The sequence below is a fragment of the Brevundimonas sp. A19_0 genome (genome assembly GCF_017744255.1).
Taxonomy (GTDB): domain Bacteria; phylum Pseudomonadota; class Alphaproteobacteria; order Caulobacterales; family Caulobacteraceae; genus Brevundimonas.
Map to the genome: position 1 here is coordinate 18,850 of NZ_JAGHQP010000019.1, position 14,019 is coordinate 32,868.

General features: G+C 66.9%; 19 protein-coding genes. 11 read left to right on the plus strand and 8 right to left on the minus strand.

Annotation, left to right across the window (positions count from 1 at the left end):
* Positions 1-3 precede the first annotated feature (3 nt).
* Positions 4-369 carry a response regulator gene (locus J7346_RS13320; RefSeq protein ID WP_209120476.1) on the minus strand — a complete coding sequence of 122 codons (366 nt, stop codon included), beginning with the start codon at positions 367-369 and terminating at the stop codon, positions 4-6.
* A 119-nt stretch (positions 370-488) separates the two neighbouring features.
* On the opposite strand from J7346_RS13320, the gene J7346_RS13325 reads away from it, so the two are divergent.
* The 8 genes from J7346_RS13325 (at position 489) to J7346_RS15065 (ending at position 6,949) form a co-directional block, all read left to right on the plus strand.
* The gene (locus tag J7346_RS13325) at positions 489-1,736 is read left to right on the plus strand and encodes a DNA polymerase IV (RefSeq protein ID WP_209120458.1); all 1,248 of its coding nucleotides are present in this window, start codon (positions 489-491) and stop codon (positions 1,734-1,736) included.
* Positions 1,737-1,809: 73 nt separating this feature from the next.
* Positions 1,810-2,268, plus strand: a complete 459-nt coding sequence (locus J7346_RS13330) for a RidA family protein (protein WP_209120459.1) — start codon at positions 1,810-1,812, stop codon at positions 2,266-2,268.
* On the plus strand, positions 2,265-3,419 hold the full coding sequence (locus J7346_RS13335; RefSeq protein WP_209120460.1) for a GNAT family N-acetyltransferase: 1,155 nt from the start codon (positions 2,265-2,267) through the stop codon (positions 3,417-3,419). Before J7346_RS13330 ends, J7346_RS13335 begins: the two co-directional genes overlap by 4 nt.
* A 77-nt stretch (positions 3,420-3,496) precedes the next feature.
* Entirely contained in the window at positions 3,497-3,937 is a 441-nt protein-coding gene (locus J7346_RS13340; RefSeq protein WP_209120461.1) for a hypothetical protein, read from the plus strand.
* A complete protein-coding gene (locus J7346_RS13345; RefSeq protein WP_209120462.1) occupies positions 3,934-4,227 on the plus strand; it encodes a transcriptional regulator in 294 nt (97 codons plus the stop codon). Before J7346_RS13340 ends, J7346_RS13345 begins: the two co-directional genes overlap by 4 nt.
* Positions 4,228-4,280: 53 nt before the next feature.
* Positions 4,281-5,813 carry an acyl-CoA carboxylase subunit beta gene (locus J7346_RS13350; RefSeq protein WP_209120463.1) on the plus strand — a complete coding sequence of 511 codons (1,533 nt, stop codon included), beginning with the start codon at positions 4,281-4,283 and terminating at the stop codon, positions 5,811-5,813.
* A 48-nt stretch (positions 5,814-5,861) separates the two neighbouring features.
* Positions 5,862-6,611 carry a hypothetical protein gene (locus J7346_RS13355; protein ID WP_209120464.1) on the plus strand — a complete coding sequence of 250 codons (750 nt, stop codon included), beginning with the start codon at positions 5,862-5,864 and terminating at the stop codon, positions 6,609-6,611.
* A 182-nt stretch (positions 6,612-6,793) separates the two neighbouring features.
* Positions 6,794-6,949 carry a hypothetical protein gene (locus J7346_RS15065; RefSeq protein ID WP_245157874.1) on the plus strand — a complete coding sequence of 52 codons (156 nt, stop codon included), beginning with the start codon at positions 6,794-6,796 and terminating at the stop codon, positions 6,947-6,949.
* Between the two features lie 181 nt (positions 6,950-7,130).
* Here the strand turns inward: J7346_RS15065 and J7346_RS13365 are convergent, their stop codons facing one another.
* Both J7346_RS13365 and J7346_RS13370 read right to left on the minus strand, forming a co-directional pair.
* Entirely contained in the window at positions 7,131-7,496 is a 366-nt protein-coding gene (locus J7346_RS13365) for a DUF559 domain-containing protein (protein WP_245157875.1), read from the minus strand.
* Positions 7,493-7,936, minus strand: coding sequence for a helix-turn-helix transcriptional regulator (locus J7346_RS13370; protein ID WP_209120465.1), 444 nt, complete (start codon positions 7,934-7,936; stop codon positions 7,493-7,495). Before J7346_RS13370 ends, J7346_RS13365 begins: the two co-directional genes overlap by 4 nt.
* A 221-nt stretch (positions 7,937-8,157) precedes the next feature.
* Here J7346_RS13370 and J7346_RS13375 point away from each other — a divergent pair, with 221 nt between their 5' ends.
* Genes J7346_RS13375 through J7346_RS13385 form a run of 3 tightly spaced genes read left to right on the plus strand, consistent with a single transcriptional unit; the run spans position 8,158 to position 10,870 of the window.
* Positions 8,158-9,072, plus strand: a complete 915-nt coding sequence (locus J7346_RS13375; protein ID WP_209120466.1) for an ABC transporter ATP-binding protein — start codon at positions 8,158-8,160, stop codon at positions 9,070-9,072.
* Entirely contained in the window at positions 9,062-9,937 is an 876-nt protein-coding gene (locus J7346_RS13380) for a hypothetical protein (protein ID WP_209120467.1), read from the plus strand. The genes J7346_RS13375 and J7346_RS13380 overlap by 11 nt, the downstream gene beginning before the upstream one ends.
* Positions 9,938-9,940: 3 nt before the next feature.
* Entirely contained in the window at positions 9,941-10,870 is a 930-nt protein-coding gene (locus J7346_RS13385; protein WP_209120468.1) for a hypothetical protein, read from the plus strand.
* Between the two features lie 56 nt (positions 10,871-10,926).
* Here J7346_RS13385 and rplQ read toward each other — a convergent pair whose 3' ends face one another.
* The 5 genes from rplQ to J7346_RS13410 all read right to left on the minus strand — a co-directional run.
* On the minus strand, positions 10,927-11,346 hold the full coding sequence (rplQ, locus tag J7346_RS13390) for a 50S ribosomal protein L17 (protein WP_209120469.1): 420 nt from the start codon (positions 11,344-11,346) through the stop codon (positions 10,927-10,929).
* Positions 11,347-11,449: 103 nt separating this feature from the next.
* A complete protein-coding gene (locus J7346_RS13395) occupies positions 11,450-12,469 on the minus strand; it encodes a DNA-directed RNA polymerase subunit alpha (protein ID WP_209120470.1) in 1,020 nt (339 codons plus the stop codon).
* 86 nt (positions 12,470-12,555) lie between these two features.
* Positions 12,556-12,945 carry a 30S ribosomal protein S11 gene (gene rpsK, locus J7346_RS13400; RefSeq protein WP_209120471.1) on the minus strand — a complete coding sequence of 130 codons (390 nt, stop codon included), beginning with the start codon at positions 12,943-12,945 and terminating at the stop codon, positions 12,556-12,558.
* Positions 12,946-12,961: 16 nt separating this feature from the next.
* Positions 12,962-13,330 carry a 30S ribosomal protein S13 gene (rpsM, locus tag J7346_RS13405; protein WP_209120472.1) on the minus strand — a complete coding sequence of 123 codons (369 nt, stop codon included), beginning with the start codon at positions 13,328-13,330 and terminating at the stop codon, positions 12,962-12,964.
* A gap of 134 nt (positions 13,331-13,464) precedes the next feature.
* A partial coding sequence (locus tag J7346_RS13410; RefSeq protein WP_209120473.1) for an energy transducer TonB occupies positions 13,465-14,019 on the minus strand: 555 nt, incomplete at its 5' end.

A 14,019-nucleotide genomic window follows, 5' to 3' on the forward strand; every position in this document is an offset into this window, starting at 1 on the left:
GCGTCAGCCCATATGCTTGCGGACCACGTCCAGGAAATGCATCACCGAGATGGGCTTGGAGATATAGGCCTCGCACCCGCCCTGGCGGATCCGCTCCTCATCGCCCTTCATGGCAAAGGCGGTCACGGCGACGACCGGGATGTGCGCCAGCTCCTCGTCATCCTTCAGCCATTTGGTGACTTCCAGGCCGCTGATCTCGGGCAGCTGGATATCCATCAGGATCAGGTCGGGACGATGCTGGCGCGCCATGGCCATGGCCGTCAGGCCCTCTCGGGTCTGATAGGTCTGATACCCCTGGGAATCGAGCAGATCATGAAAAAGCTTCATGTTCAGCTCGTTATCCTCCACGATGAGGACTTTCTTGGACATCATCACCGGTTCCTGCCGCCCCTTGCCGGCGGCGGGGCTGTTGTCGTCTTCTCCATGGTCAGCATGCCCGCCCAGTCTTAAGTTGACGTGAAGGGCCACCTCCGGCCCCGGTGCCCCGGATGACCTCCCTCTGCCGAGACTGTCTGTCGCGTTTCGACCGGCCGGAACCCCGCTGTCCGGCCTGCGGGTCGCCGCGCATGGTGAACCATGCCGAGCTGGACCGTCTGGTCATCGCCCACCTCGACTGCGACGCCTTCTATGCCTCGGTCGAAAAGCGCGACCGGCCGGAGTTGCGGGATCGGCCGGTGATCGTCGGGGGCGGCCACCGGGGTGTGGTGGCGACCGCCTGCTACGTCGCGCGCCAGTATGGGGTCGGCTCGGCCATGCCGATGTTCAAGGCGCTCAAGGCCTGTCCCGATGCCGTGGTCATCAAGCCCGACTTCGCCAAATACAAGCACGAGAGCAGACGCATCCTGGGCGCGCTCGCCAACCTCACCCCCCTGATCCAGACCCTGTCGCTGGACGAGGCCTGGGCCGATCTGTCGGGCACCGAGCGGCTGAACGGGGGTCCGCCCGTCTGGCAACTGGCCCGCCTGCAGAAATGGATCGAGGACGAGGTCGGACTGACCGTCTCGATCGGCCTCGCGCTCAATCGCTTCCTCGCCAAGGTCGCCTCCGAGATGGACAAGCCCCGCGGCTTTTCGGTGATCGGCTCCGAGGCCGAGCAGCTTTTGGCCCCGCGCCCCGTGTCCATCCTGCCCGGCGTCGGCCCGATCTTCGGACGGACCCTGCGCGCCGACGGCTTCGAAACCATCGGCCAGCTGGCCGGCGCCGACGTTCGCGATCTGGTCAAGCGCTACGGCGACTGGGGCCTGCGCCTGCATGACCTCTCCCACGGCCGCGACAGCCGCCCGGTCGATCCCGAGCATGACCGCAAGGGCATGAGCGCCGAGACCACCTTCAACGTCGATCTGTCCTCGGCCGCCGATCTGGAGTCCCAGCTCTGGCCCTTGTGCGAGAAGCTGGCGGCCAAGGCGCGACGCGATGGCATCGCCGGTCGGGTTGTGACGCTGAAACTGCGGCGCACGGATTTCCGCATCCTGACCCGGCGGCACACCCTGCCCGATCCGGTCCAGACCGCCCGCACCCTGTTTGCCGAAGGGCGGGCCCTGCTCAAGCCGGAACTGGGGCGCCCCTATCGCCTGATCGGCATCGGCATGGCCGATCTGGTCGACGCGGCCGACGTGGCCCCCGGCCTGTTCTCGGCCGACCGCACGCGGGAGCTGACCACCGAGACCACCATCGACCGGCTGCGGGATCGCTTCGGCCCGGGCGCCGTCATCTCGGGCCGGTCCCTGAAAAGCTGAGATCGTCCCTCGGGCGGGGTGACGCCTCGCCCGCGCCGGGCTAAACGCCCCCGAAAGACATCAGGAGACGACCATGAGCTACGCCGACCGCATCGCCGAACTGGGCCTCAACCTGCCCGAGCCCGCCAAGGCCGTCGCCAACTATGTGCCGTGGGTGCGCAGCGGCAATCTTGTTCACATCTCGGGCCAGCTGTCTAATGACGTGTCGGGCGGCATCAAGGGCACGGTCGGCGTCGACGTCTCGCCCGAGGACGCGGCCCGCGCCGCCCGCATGTGCGGCGTCAACCTGCTGGCTCAGATCAAGGATGCGCTGGACGGCGACCTTGAGCGCGTGGTCCGCGTGGTCAAGCTGGGTGGCTTCGTTCAGGCCGGTCCCGAGTTCAGTGCCATTCCCGCCGTCATCAACGGCTGTTCGGACCTGATGGTCGAGGTGTTCGGCGACGCCGGTCGCCACGCCCGCTCGGCCGTCGGCGTCTATCGCCTCCCGCTGGGCTTCGCCGTCGAGGTGGACGCCATCGTCGAGGTGAAGTGACGGACGACGCCTTCACCCTCCGCGTCCACGGCGCGGTCGCCGACATCGGTCGGGATACGTGGGAGGCGCTGGCCGCCCCCACGGGCGACCCCTTCATCGGCTACGACTTCCTCGACGCCTGCGAGGCGTCGGGCAGCGCCGCGCCCGATCAGGGCTGGGCCGGGCGCCACCTCGCGCTCGAGGACGACAGCGGTCGCGTCCTTGGCCTGATGCCCCTCTGGCTGAAGGGGCACAGCAGCGGCGAATACGTCTTCGACCACGCCTGGGCCGACGCCTGGGAGCGCGCGGGCGGGCGCTATTATCCCAAGCTGCTGGGGGCCGTCCCCTTCACCCCCGTCACCGGCCCGCGCTTCCTGATCCATCCCGACGCCGACCCCGGAACGGTGCGTCAGGCCCTGATCCAGGGGGCCGAGACCCTGTGTGCGCGCCTCGACCTGTCGTCGGTGCATGTCAACTTCCCGACCGAGACGGAATGGCGCGAGATGGCCGACGCCGGCTGGCTGCCGCGCCTCGACCTGCAATATGTCTTCACCGATCAGGGCTATGGCGATTTCGAGGGCTTCCTCGCGGCCCTGTCCTCGAACCGCAGGAAGACTATCCGGCGCGAGCGGCGCGAGGCCCAGGCCGGGCTGGACATCCGCATCCTGACCGGCGCCGAGCTGACCGAAGACGTCTGGGACGCCTTCTTCGCCTTCTATCTCGACACCGGCAGCCGCAAATGGGGCCGGCCCTATCTGACCCGCGACTTCTTTGCCCGCATCGGCCGGACCATGGCCGACCGCATCGCCCTGGTCATGGCGTATCGCGACAGGACTCCCGTAGCGGGCGCCCTCAACTTCATCGGCCGCGACGCCCTGTACGGCCGCCAGTGGGGCACGCTGGAGGACATCCCCTTCCTGCATTTCGAGCTCTGCTACTATCAGGCCATCGAGTTCGCCCTGTCGCGCGGCCTGTCCCGCGTAGAGGCGGGCGCCCAGGGCCAGCACAAGATCGCGCGCGGTTATCTGCCCACCCCCGTCCGCTCGGCCCACCACATCCACGACCCCGGGTTTCGCGACGCCATCGCCCGCTATCTGGACCATGAGCGCCAGGCCATCGAGGCCGAGATCAGCGGCCTCACCGACGAACAGTCGCCCTTCCGGAAGGCCTGACTTTCCACTTCGGAAAATTATCACTTGCCGTAATGGAAAGTCATGCTACTTTCCACATCGGAAAGTGAGGATACCCGATGACCGAAGACCCGAAAGACGCCCTGGCCAGCATCCGCGAAGCCCGCGAAGGCGTGACCGGTACCCTGACCTATCCCGTCGGCTGGGACTTCGCCTATGGCGCCATTTGCGGCCTGATGGTCGCCAGTCAGGGCCTGCCGACACCGTGGGCGATGCTGGCCCTGGTCATTGCCCTCGCGGGCCTGGCGATCAGTGTCCAGTGGTGGCGGAACCGCGTCGGCTGGTGGGTCAGCGGCTATTCGCCGAAGCGCGCCCGGTGGGTCGCCATAGGCCTCGCTGTCATCCTGATCGCCCTGATGGGCCTGTCGATCTGGGGCAAGCACGCCGGCATGGTCTGGATGCCCCTGGCAACCGGCGCGGCCGGGTTCGTCTCCGCCATCATCGGCGGCCGTCTGTGGATGCACGTCTGGAAGCGCGAGCTCTCCGAGGCGCAGGGATGACCCCGCCCCTGTTCGATGCCGTCATCCACGCTCCGGGCCGGCTGCAGATCTGCGCCATCCTGTCCAGCGTCGACGAGGCCGAGTTCGCCCTCCTGCGTGACAGGCTCAAAGTCTCGGACTCGGTCCTGTCCAAACACCTGAAACAGCTGGAGGACGCGGGCTACATCAAACTGGCCAAGACCCCGGTCGATGGCCGCTCGCGCACCTGGGCCAGCCTGACCCCGGTCGGCAAGAAGGCCTTCGCCGCCCACGTCGCTGAGCTGAACCGCCTGGCCGCCCTGACGGGCTAGTCTTGCCTCCCCCGCCCGGCCTCCTTAAGGCTCAGCCCCTCAAGGAGGCCCTCATGCAAGACATTCTCGACCAGCTCGAAGCCCGCCGCGCCGGGGCCAAGCTTGGCGGAGGCGAAGCCCGCATCGCCGCCCAGCACAAGAAGGGCAAGCTGACCGCGCGCGAACGCATCGAGGTTCTGCTGGACGAGGGCTCCTTCGAGGAAACCGACATGTTCGTCGAGCACCGCTCGTACGACTTCGGCATGCAGGACCAGCGCATCCCCGGTGACGGCGTGGTCACCGGCCGGGGCACCATCGGCGGCCGTCTGGTCTATGTCTTCTCCAAGGACTTCACCGTCTTCGGCGGCAGCCTGTCGGGCGCCCACGCCGCCAAGATCGTCAAGCTGCAGACCATGGCCCTGACCAATGGCGCGCCTATCATCGGCATCTTTGACGCCGGTGGCGCCCGCATCCAGGAAGGCGTGGAATCCCTCGCCGGCTATGCCGACATCTTCCTGCAGAACACCTTGGCCAGTGGCGTCATCCCCCAGATCAGCGTGATCATGGGCCCCTGCGCCGGCGGCGACGTCTACAGCCCCGCCCTGACCGACTTCATCTTCATGGTGAAGGACACCTCCTACATGTATGTCACCGGGCCCGACGTCGTGAAGACGGTCACCAATGAGGTCGTGACCCACGAGGAACTGGGCGGCGCCCGCGTCCATGCGGGCAAGTCGGGTGTCGCCGACGGCGCCTTCGAGAACGATCTGGAGGCCCTCAGCGAGATCCGCCGCCTGATCGGCTTCCTGCCCCTGTCCAACCGCGAAAAGCCCCCGGTCCGTGAGTCCTACGACGACCCCGACCGCGACGAGGCCAGCCTCGACACCCTGGTCCCGGCCAATCCGAACCAGCCCTATGACATCAAGGAGCTGATCCTGAAGACGGTCGACGAGGCCGAATTCTTCGAGATCGCCCCGGATTACGCCAAGAACATCGTCACCGGCTTTGGCCGCCTCGACGGCCAGACCGTCGGCATCGTCGCCAACCAGCCCCAGGTGCTGGCCGGCGTGCTGGACATCGATTCCAGCCGCAAGGCCGCCCGCTTCGTGCGCTTCTGCGACGCCTTCGACATCCCGCTGGTGACCTTCGTCGACGTGCCCGGCTTCATGCCCGGCACCCGCCAGGAATACGGCGGCCTGATCAAGCACGGCGCCAAGCTGCTGTTCGCCTATGCCGAGGCCACCGTGCCCAAGCTGACCGTCATCACCCGCAAGGCCTATGGCGGCGCCTATGACGTGATGAGCTCCAAACACCTGCGCGGCGACGTCAACTACGCCTGGCCCAGCGCCGAGATCGCCGTCATGGGCGCCAAGGGCGCCGTCGAGATCATCTTCCGCAAGGAAGCCGGCGACCCCGAAGCCCTCGCCGCCCGCGAAGCCGAATACAAGGAACGCTTCGCCAACCCCTTCGTCGCCGCCAGCCGCGGCTACATCGACGACGTCATCATGCCGCACGGGACGCGGCGCAGGCTGATCAAGGCGCTACGGACGCTGAAGAACAAGCAGCAAAGCAATCCGTGGAAGAAGCACGATAATATACCGTTGTGAGACTGCGCTGCCCGACCTAGCCTTCAATGAACGTCGGGAGGGACTGTCATGACCACAGCGTCGAAAGTGTGTGGGCTAATCCTTTCAGCAGTCGCATGGATCGGCGTGACAGGCACAGCGCCTGCCGCGGCCTGCGAGTTTCGTCGATTTCCGGACAATGGCCGATACGTCGGGGGTAATCTCATCAGCCAGATCGCCCGCAAGGCCGATACGATCCAGATCGTCATCGTGGCAGAACAGTACCTAGTCACCAGAGACTACACGCGAGGGCGGTGGTTTTTGGACTCGGGAACCACCGATGTGCCACCTGAGGTCCCGGCCTACCGTGACTATTTTGCGTTTGGACTGCAAGTAACCGAGACGCTGAAGATGGAGGCGGACCCCGACCGGTTTCCCTACCAGTCAGGTATTCGCGTTCATGGGTTTGACACCAACGGATGGGATGAAGAGATCGACCCCCGCTCCGAGAATTTCCTTCATCCCAACCACCTCCCGTCATGGTTTCTCGAAAGGCCGGGTAACAACGGCTACGCCTTCTTCGCCGAGAGTTGGTACGATCGTGACTGCGCGACCGGTTATGTCCTGGAGGTCGGACAGCAGTTTATCGCTTTGAGGGATTCCTCCGGTCGTCTTTACCCGGCGTCAGGGGCCTTCCCCCTCGAGATCGATGTCGAGTTCGGTTCGCGATCTGGGCGACCGGAGCAATTTCCCCTGAACATGCAGTCGCTGATTCCGATCAGCGGGCCGGATGATCCCATCGTGACATCCCTTCGCGCGGCGATCGGGACGGGTCAGTAGAAGGCGGAGCAAGCCTGACCAACCTCCTCTTCCTCTGCTCCCGCAACCGCCTCCGCTCCCCCAAGGCCGAGCGCGTCTTCGCCTCGCGTCCCGGCGTCGCGACCGCCTCCGCCGGCCTGGCCCCCGATGCGGACAAGCCCCTGACGCCCGAGCATCTGGACTGGGCCGATCTGATCTTCGTCATGGAGCCGGTCCACCGCCGCCGCCTGCAGACCCGCTTCCGCCGCCACCTGAAGGCCGCCCGCGTGATCTGCCTCAACATCTCCGACGACTACACCTTCATGCAGCCCGAGCTGGTCGCCCTGCTGAAGGCCAGGGTGGGGGCGCATCTGCACTAAATTCCCTTCTCCCCTTGCGGGAGAAGGTGCCCCCTGAGAAGGGGGCGGATGAGGGGTCGCGCTGCGGTCGGCCATCGTTTTGCGGCGTGAAGCGGACTCCCCGTCAACCGACTGAGAGACCCCTCATCCGAGCCGCTCGCGCGGCCCACCTTCTCCCGCAAGGGGAGAAGGAAACTTGCCCCTACCCCAGCGGCGGGGGCGCATCACCGTTGGCGCGCACGGCCTCCAGGATCGCGGCAATCACGCGCCAGCCCTCGTGGTCGATCATGCCGTTCGGAAAGCGCAGCACGCGGAAGTTCTGCCCGGCCAGCCAGGCGTCACGCTCGGCATCACGCACCGGATCGTGAAACGGCCCGTCAGCTTCAACGATCAGCCGGTGCCTCAGGCAGACGAAGTCCGCGACATAGGGCCCGATCGCCATCTGGCGCCGGAACTTCAGCCCCTCCAGACGCCGGTCGCGCAGCAGGGTCCACAGGCGCCGCTCGTGGACAGAGGGCGCCCGCCGCATCTTCCGCGCCAGACCGGACAGGCCCCCCCCACCCCTCATCCCCCCTCCTGATACCGCGCCACCAGTTCCACGATGGCCACGGTCACGGCGTGGCCGATCAGGCCGACGGTCCACCACAGCATGGGGGCCTTCATGATGAAGGCGCCGGCGTTCAGGCTGATGGCGGCGAAAACGGCCATGCCCATCAGCCAGCTGACGGCGTGGATGCCGAACGACAGGCGCACGCCCGCGCGGGCCCTGGCATTGCGGGTCTGGACCATCTCGGCGGCCTCAATGCGCGGATCGACCGCCAGGGCCGCCACATCGACCTGATAGGCATTGGCCAGCGCCTTCAGGGTTTCCAGCGAGGCCTGCTGGCCGCGCTCGATGCGTTGCAGGGTACGCAGGCCGATGCCGGACAGCTCGGCCAGATGCTCCTGCGACCAGTGACGCTCCTCGCGCCAGCGTTTGATCTTTGTGGTGTCGGTCTTGAACGTCATGGGGCCCTCCTTGGGCACGGGGTTATCAGACACGGACCACAGACCGCAAAACCGGCCCGCCGCACCACGTCGGGTACCCGCCACCGGGTCGCCATCACCCCGCCACGCCCCCGCCAGCGCGCAGCCAGCCCCTGCGGACCACCCGACCATGGAGAATCCTTAATCTGCAACCGGCGGTTTGCCGCTTGCGTGCCGGGACGGTGCCGGTCACCCTCCCGCCCATGAGCGCAGTCATCGAAACCCGCCGCCTCACCAAGACCTATGGCACGGTCAAGGCCCTCGACGGGCTCAGCCTCACCATTCCCAAGGGGGGCGTCTATGGCGTCCTGGGGCCGAACGGGGCGGGCAAGTCGACCCTGTTCCGGATCCTGCTGGGCCTGATCCGGCCGACCGACGGCGACGCCACCGTCATGGGCGGCACCATCGGCGACCCCAGGGCGATGCGGCAAATGGGATCGATGATCGAGACGCCGCGCTATCCCCCCTTCATGACCGCGCGCCAGGTGCTGACCTGGCTGTCGCTGGCACACGGCCTGTCGTCGGACACCAGCCGCACCGACCGCTGGCTGGAGCGGGTGGGCCTGACCGAGGCGGCGGACCGCCGCGTGCGGGGCTTCTCCGTCGGCATGCTGCAGCGACTGGGCGTCGCGGCCGCCCTGATCACCGAGCCGGAGCTGATCATTCTGGATGAGCCGACCAGCGGCATGGATCCGCCCGGCATCCAGGAAATGCGCGCCCTGATCCGCAGTCTGGCGCACGACGACGGTCTGACCGTGGTGCTGGCCAGTCACCAGCTGCTGGAGGTCCAGCGCGTCTGTGACCGCGTTGCCATCCTGAACAAGGGCACCCTCGTCCGCGAGGGCACGGTGTCCGAGCTGACCACCACGGGCGAACGCCTGCGCCTGTCGGTCTCGCCGCTCGAGCGCGCGGCCGCGGTGCTGGGCGACAAGGGTGCGGTCGACGGCAAGGCCCTGCTGGCCAATGTCCCGCGCGCCGAGGGCCCCGCCCTGATCCGCGCCCTGGTCGAACAGGGCATCGACATCGACGAGGCACGTTGGGTCGGCACCGACCTCGAGAGTGTCTTCTTCACCGAAACGGGTGCCGTCCAGACGCCGGAGCACGATCATGTGGGCTGATGCCATCCGCGCGGAAGCCTTCCGCCTGACCAAGAGCCGCACGACCTGGTTCTGGAGTGTGTTCTTCGCGCCGATCCTGATGCTGGCGCTGAGCGCCATCACCAGCTTCTTCATCAAGGCGAACGAAGCCAAGCTGACCGAAGACCCCAAGATCCAGGCGGACCTCAGCGAGGTGCTGGCGACCGTGCCCCTCGATCTGGGCCAGGCCATGGTCACCAATGCCGCCAGCCTGTCGAATCCGCTGGTGGTGGCCTTCATGCTGATCGGCGCCGCCACCGTCTATGCGGGCGATTATCGCTGGGAGACCTGGCGCCTGATCAGTGCGCGCAACACCCGCACCAACCAGCTGCTGGGCAAGCTGGCCGTCGTCACCGGTCTGGCCCTGATGGCCATGCTGATCATGCTGATCTCCAGCACGATCGGCGACATGATCCAGGCCGGCATCTTCGGGCGCGGCCTGACCTTCACCATGGACGCCGGCGACGTCGGGCAGTTCTCCGCGCTGGCGGGCCTGTCGCTGCTGCGCATCGTGCAGTTCACCATGGTCGGCCTGCTGGCTGCCGTGATGACCCGCTCGCTGCTGGTGGCCCTGTTCGTGCCCCTGGTGCTGGGAATCGCCCAGTTCTTCGTACCGATGCAGGTCCTGCCCCCCATGGGCCTCATGCCGGACAGCTGGGTGTCGATCCTGTTCAACCCGGGCGGCGCCATCGATACGATCAAGGATCTGGTCAAGGGTGGCGAGGTCGCCGCGGCCGTGCCGGATCACGTGCCGGTCCGTGCCTGGATCAGCGCGATCCTGTGGACCCTGCTGCCGGCTATCGGCGCCATCGCATGGTTCAACCGTCAGGACCTGTCGAAGGAATAGGGAATGAGGCCAGGGTCAGCAGCCGCCGCACTGTTCGCCCTGGCCCTCGCGGCTCCGGGCCTCGCCCGGGCGCAGGACACGCGCGAGACCACGGTCGAGGACATCGTCGTCCTCGGCGCGCCCCTTCGGGAGCAGGTCGAGACCTTTGCCGACACTGTTGTCTCCCCGCCGCACGGGCGCGGCCCCGCCCGGTGGAGCGCCCGGTCGGGTATCTGCGTCGGCGTCGTCAATCTGCAGCGCGAGGCCGCCCAGGCCATGGCCGACCGCGTGTCCGAGGTCGCGATGGAGCTGGGGCTGCCCATCGGCGAACCGGGATGCAGCCCGAATGTGCTGATCATCGCCACCGATGACGCCCCCACCCTGACCGCCGCCCTGGTGGAGCGCAGCCCCAATGCCTTTCGGCCACCCTACTCGGGGGCTGCCAGATCGCGTCTTCAACTGAGGCGCTTCATCGAAACGGACCGACCGGTGCGCTGGTGGCATGTCAGCCTGCCGGTCAACAGCGAGACGGGCAGCATCGCCGTCCGTATCCCCGGCTATGCCCCGCCCCGGACGGGCACGATGGCCAGCCGCCTGACCACGGTCATCCAGAACGACCTCCGGCGCGCCTATGTCATCATCGACATCGATCAGGCCGAGGGCATCACCTTCCAGCAGCTGGCCGACTATGTCGCCATGGTCGCCTTTGCCCAGATCGATCCCGACGCCGACCTGTCGGGCTTTCCGACCATCCTCAATGTCTTCGACAATCCGACCATTGCCTTTGGCCTGACCGACTGGGACCAGGCCTATCTCGGCTCGCTGTATGGCGCCGAACTGAACCAGCGCAATCCGAATGCCCAGTCGGGCGCCGTCGCCGCGCTGATGTTCCGCGAGCGCAACCGGGATGCGGCCGAGGCCGCCGCAGAAGTAGATGCCGACGCCCCCGAATAGAAAAAGGGCGGTGGATCGCTCCACCGCCCCCGTATCTTTCAGACCTGTGCCGGGGCTCAGTCTTCGGCGTCGTCCTCGGCGCCCATGACCGGGCCCGAATCCAGACCCTTGGCCGAGGTGTCGCGGTCGACGAACTCGATCACGGCCATGGCGGCGTTGTCGCCGTGGCGGAAGCCGGCCTTCATGATGCGGATGTAGCCGCCGTTGCGGTCGGCGTAGCGCGGGCCGATCGTCTCGAACAGCTTGCCGACCTGCGGCACATCACGGACCTGGCTGATGGCCTGACGACGGGCATGAAGGTCGCCCTTCTTGGCCAGGGTCACCAGCTTCTCGACGAAGGGGCGGAGCTCCTTGGCCTTGGGCAGGGTCGTCGTGATCTGCTCGTGCTTGATCAACGAGGCAGCCATGTTGGCGAACATGGCCTGGCGGTGGCTGGTCGTCCGACCGAGCTTGCGATAGGCGGCGCCGTGGCGCATCGGGGTCTCTCCTACTCCAGGCCCGGTTTCCCTCCTCAGGGACCCTCGCCTGTCCTCATTCTATCCGCACCGCCCGACTGGGGACCGGTCCGGAAGGTTGAAACTAGATCTGGTCGTCGAACTTCTTGGCCAGGTCTTCGATGTTTTCCGGCGGCCAGTTGGGCACGTCCATGCCCAGGCTCAGGCCCATGGTCGCCAGAACTTCCTTGATCTCGTTCAGCGACTTGCGGCCGAAGTTCGGGGTGCGAAGCATCTCGCCCTCGGTCTTCTGGATCAGGTCGCCGATGTAGACGATGTTGTCGTTCTTCAGGCAGTTGGCCGAACGGACCGACAGTTCCAGCTCGTCGACCTTCTTCAGCAGGGCCGGGTTGAACGGCAGTTCGGGCTTGCCGTCCGACTGCTCGACCGCGGCCTTCGGCTCGTCGAAGGTGATGAAGATCTGCAGCTGGTCCTGGAGGATGCGCGAGGCATAGGCCACGGCGTCCACGGGGGAGACCGCACCATTGGTCTCCACTTCCATGATCAGCTTGTCGTAGTTCAGCGACTGGCCCTGACGGGTCGGCTCGACGCGATAGGCGACGCGCTTGACCGGCGAATACAGGGCGTCGACGGCGATCAGGCCGATCGGCGCGTCTTCCGGACGGTTCGCTTCCGACGCGACATAGCCCTTGCCGTTCTGGACGGTCAGTTCCATGCGCACCGAGGCGCCGTCATCCAGCGTGCACAGCACGTGGTCGGGGTTCAGCACTTCGATATCGGCCGGCACTTCGATCTGGCCGGCGGTCACCGGACCGGGGCCGGTGGCCTTCAGCATCATGCGCTTGGGGCCTTCCGCGTGCATGCGCAGGGCCAGCTGCTTGATGCTCAGGACGATGTCGACCACGTCCTCGCGCACGCCTTCCAGCGACGAGAATTCGTGAACCACGCCGTCGATCTGGATGGCGGTCACCGCTGCGCCCTGAAGCGACGACAGCAGCACGCGACGAAGGGCATTGCCGAGCGTCACACCGAAACCGCGTTCGAGAGGTTCGGCCACCAGGCGCGCCTTGCGCTGCGGGTCGGTGCCGGTCTCGATCTGCGGTTTCTCGGGACGGATCAGTTCTTGCCAGTTTCTTTCGATCATAGGGTCCCTCGAACGGGTTTCGTCGATCTGGAACGCCCGCGACAGCGGACATCCCGATCAACGGGAAAGGATTGCTTCAGCGGGCCTTAGACGCGGCGACGCTTGGGCGGACGGCAACCGTTGTGCGGCATCGGGGTGACGTCACGGATGGTCGTGATGGTCATGCCGACGGCCTGCAGGGCGCGCAGCGCCGACTCGCGGCCGGAACCCGGGCCCGAGACGTTCACTTCCAGCGTCTTCACACCATGCTCGGCGGCCTTCTTGCCGGCGTCCTCAGCCGCCATCTGGGCGGCGTACGGGGTCGACTTGCGCGAACCCTTGAAGCCCATGTGGCCGGCCGACGACCAGCTGATCGCGTTGCCCTGGGCATCCGTGATCGTGATCATGGTGTTGTTGAAGCTGGCGTTCACATGCGCCACGCCCGAAGTGATGTTCTTGCGTTCGCGGCGTTTGACGCGACCCGTGTCCTTGGCCATCGGTCAGCTCTTTCTCTTACTTCTTCTTGCCGGCGATCGGCTTGGCCGGACCCTTGCGGGTGCGGGCGTTCGTGTGGGTGCGCTGACCGCGGACCGGCAGGCCCTTGCGGTGACGCAGGCCGCGGTAGCAGGCCAGGTCCATCAGACGCTTGATGTTCATCGAGGTCTCACGACGCAGGTCGCCTTCCACCGTGTGATCGCTGTCGATCGTTTCACGGATCTGCAGGACCTCGGCGTCAGTCAGGTCGTTGACCCGGCGCGCGGCGTCGATGCCCACCTTTTCGGTGATTTCCTTGGCGGCGGCGGGGCCGATGCCATGGATGTACTGAAGCGCGATCAGGACGCGCTTGTTGGTCGGAATGTTGACGCCAGCGATACGGGCCACGAATATCTCCAATAACGCGTTTCCAGACGCAGAAACCGCTCCGGTCAACAGACCAGGAGCGTGTCGCGTCCTTCGCGGAAGCGGGCCTTATACAGGGGATTCAGATTGCGTCAATGCCGACGGCGGATTCGGCATCAGCGCGGTCGGCCAAAGTCGATTCCGACCGTGAACCGTTCACCGGATTGCGGCACGCCGTTCCGGGTCGGCGGGACCACCCGGAAGAAGCGCGCCAGCGGCAGGGCCGCCTCGCCGAACCCCCGGCCCCGCGGTGTCTCACTGACCACCCGGCAGTCCTCGAGCCGCTCGTCCAGCCGCACGATGCAGGACAGTTCGACCCGGCCGTACTGGCTGCGGGCATTGCGCGGGTGGGCATTGCGGATCTGGTCGATGGTCGGCCCCCGGACCGGTCGCGCGCGCGTCGAGCCGCTGCCGGGGCCATAGCCGTCGCCGGACCCTGTGCCCGTCCCTGTCCCCCGCCCGCCCAGGCCCTGGCCGGGCTGGGGGGTCGGCGCTGGCGCGATGCCGAGCTCCGGAGCGGGCTCGGGTGCGGGGTCTGGGGGCGCGATGAGCTCCCGTTCCACTTCTGGCGGCGGCTCCGGTGGCCGATGCACGCGGGACGGCGCGGCGGGGGCCCCTCCCCCGACCTCGGGCGCCGGATCCTCCGGCTCGGGAGGGGGCGGAGGCGGTTC

Coding starts and splice junctions, on each gene's coding strand:
- J7346_RS13320 (WP_209120476.1), bottom strand. CDS start 369: ATGTCCAAGAAAGTCCTCATCGTGGAGGATAACGAGCTGAACATGAAG.
- J7346_RS13325 (WP_209120458.1), top strand. CDS start 489: ATGACCTCCCTCTGCCGAGACTGTCTGTCGCGTTTCGACCGGCCGGAA.
- J7346_RS13330 (WP_209120459.1), top strand. CDS start 1,810: ATGAGCTACGCCGACCGCATCGCCGAACTGGGCCTCAACCTGCCCGAG.
- J7346_RS13340 (WP_209120461.1), top strand. CDS start 3,497: ATGACCGAAGACCCGAAAGACGCCCTGGCCAGCATCCGCGAAGCCCGC.
- J7346_RS13345 (WP_209120462.1), top strand. CDS start 3,934: ATGACCCCGCCCCTGTTCGATGCCGTCATCCACGCTCCGGGCCGGCTG.
- J7346_RS13350 (WP_209120463.1), top strand. CDS start 4,281: ATGCAAGACATTCTCGACCAGCTCGAAGCCCGCCGCGCCGGGGCCAAG.
- J7346_RS13355 (WP_209120464.1), top strand. CDS start 5,862: ATGACCACAGCGTCGAAAGTGTGTGGGCTAATCCTTTCAGCAGTCGCA.
- J7346_RS15065 (WP_245157874.1), top strand. CDS start 6,794: ATGGAGCCGGTCCACCGCCGCCGCCTGCAGACCCGCTTCCGCCGCCAC.
- J7346_RS13365 (WP_245157875.1), bottom strand. CDS start 7,496: ATGAGGGGTGGGGGGGGCCTGTCCGGTCTGGCGCGGAAGATGCGGCGG.
- J7346_RS13370 (WP_209120465.1), bottom strand. CDS start 7,936: ATGACGTTCAAGACCGACACCACAAAGATCAAACGCTGGCGCGAGGAG.
- J7346_RS13375 (WP_209120466.1), top strand. CDS start 8,158: ATGAGCGCAGTCATCGAAACCCGCCGCCTCACCAAGACCTATGGCACG.
- J7346_RS13380 (WP_209120467.1), top strand. CDS start 9,062: ATGTGGGCTGATGCCATCCGCGCGGAAGCCTTCCGCCTGACCAAGAGC.
- J7346_RS13385 (WP_209120468.1), top strand. CDS start 9,941: ATGAGGCCAGGGTCAGCAGCCGCCGCACTGTTCGCCCTGGCCCTCGCG.
- rplQ (WP_209120469.1), bottom strand. CDS start 11,346: ATGCGCCACGGCGCCGCCTATCGCAAGCTCGGTCGGACGACCAGCCAC.
- J7346_RS13395 (WP_209120470.1), bottom strand. CDS start 12,469: ATGATCGAAAGAAACTGGCAAGAACTGATCCGTCCCGAGAAACCGCAG.
- rpsK (WP_209120471.1), bottom strand. CDS start 12,945: ATGGCCAAGGACACGGGTCGCGTCAAACGCCGCGAACGCAAGAACATC.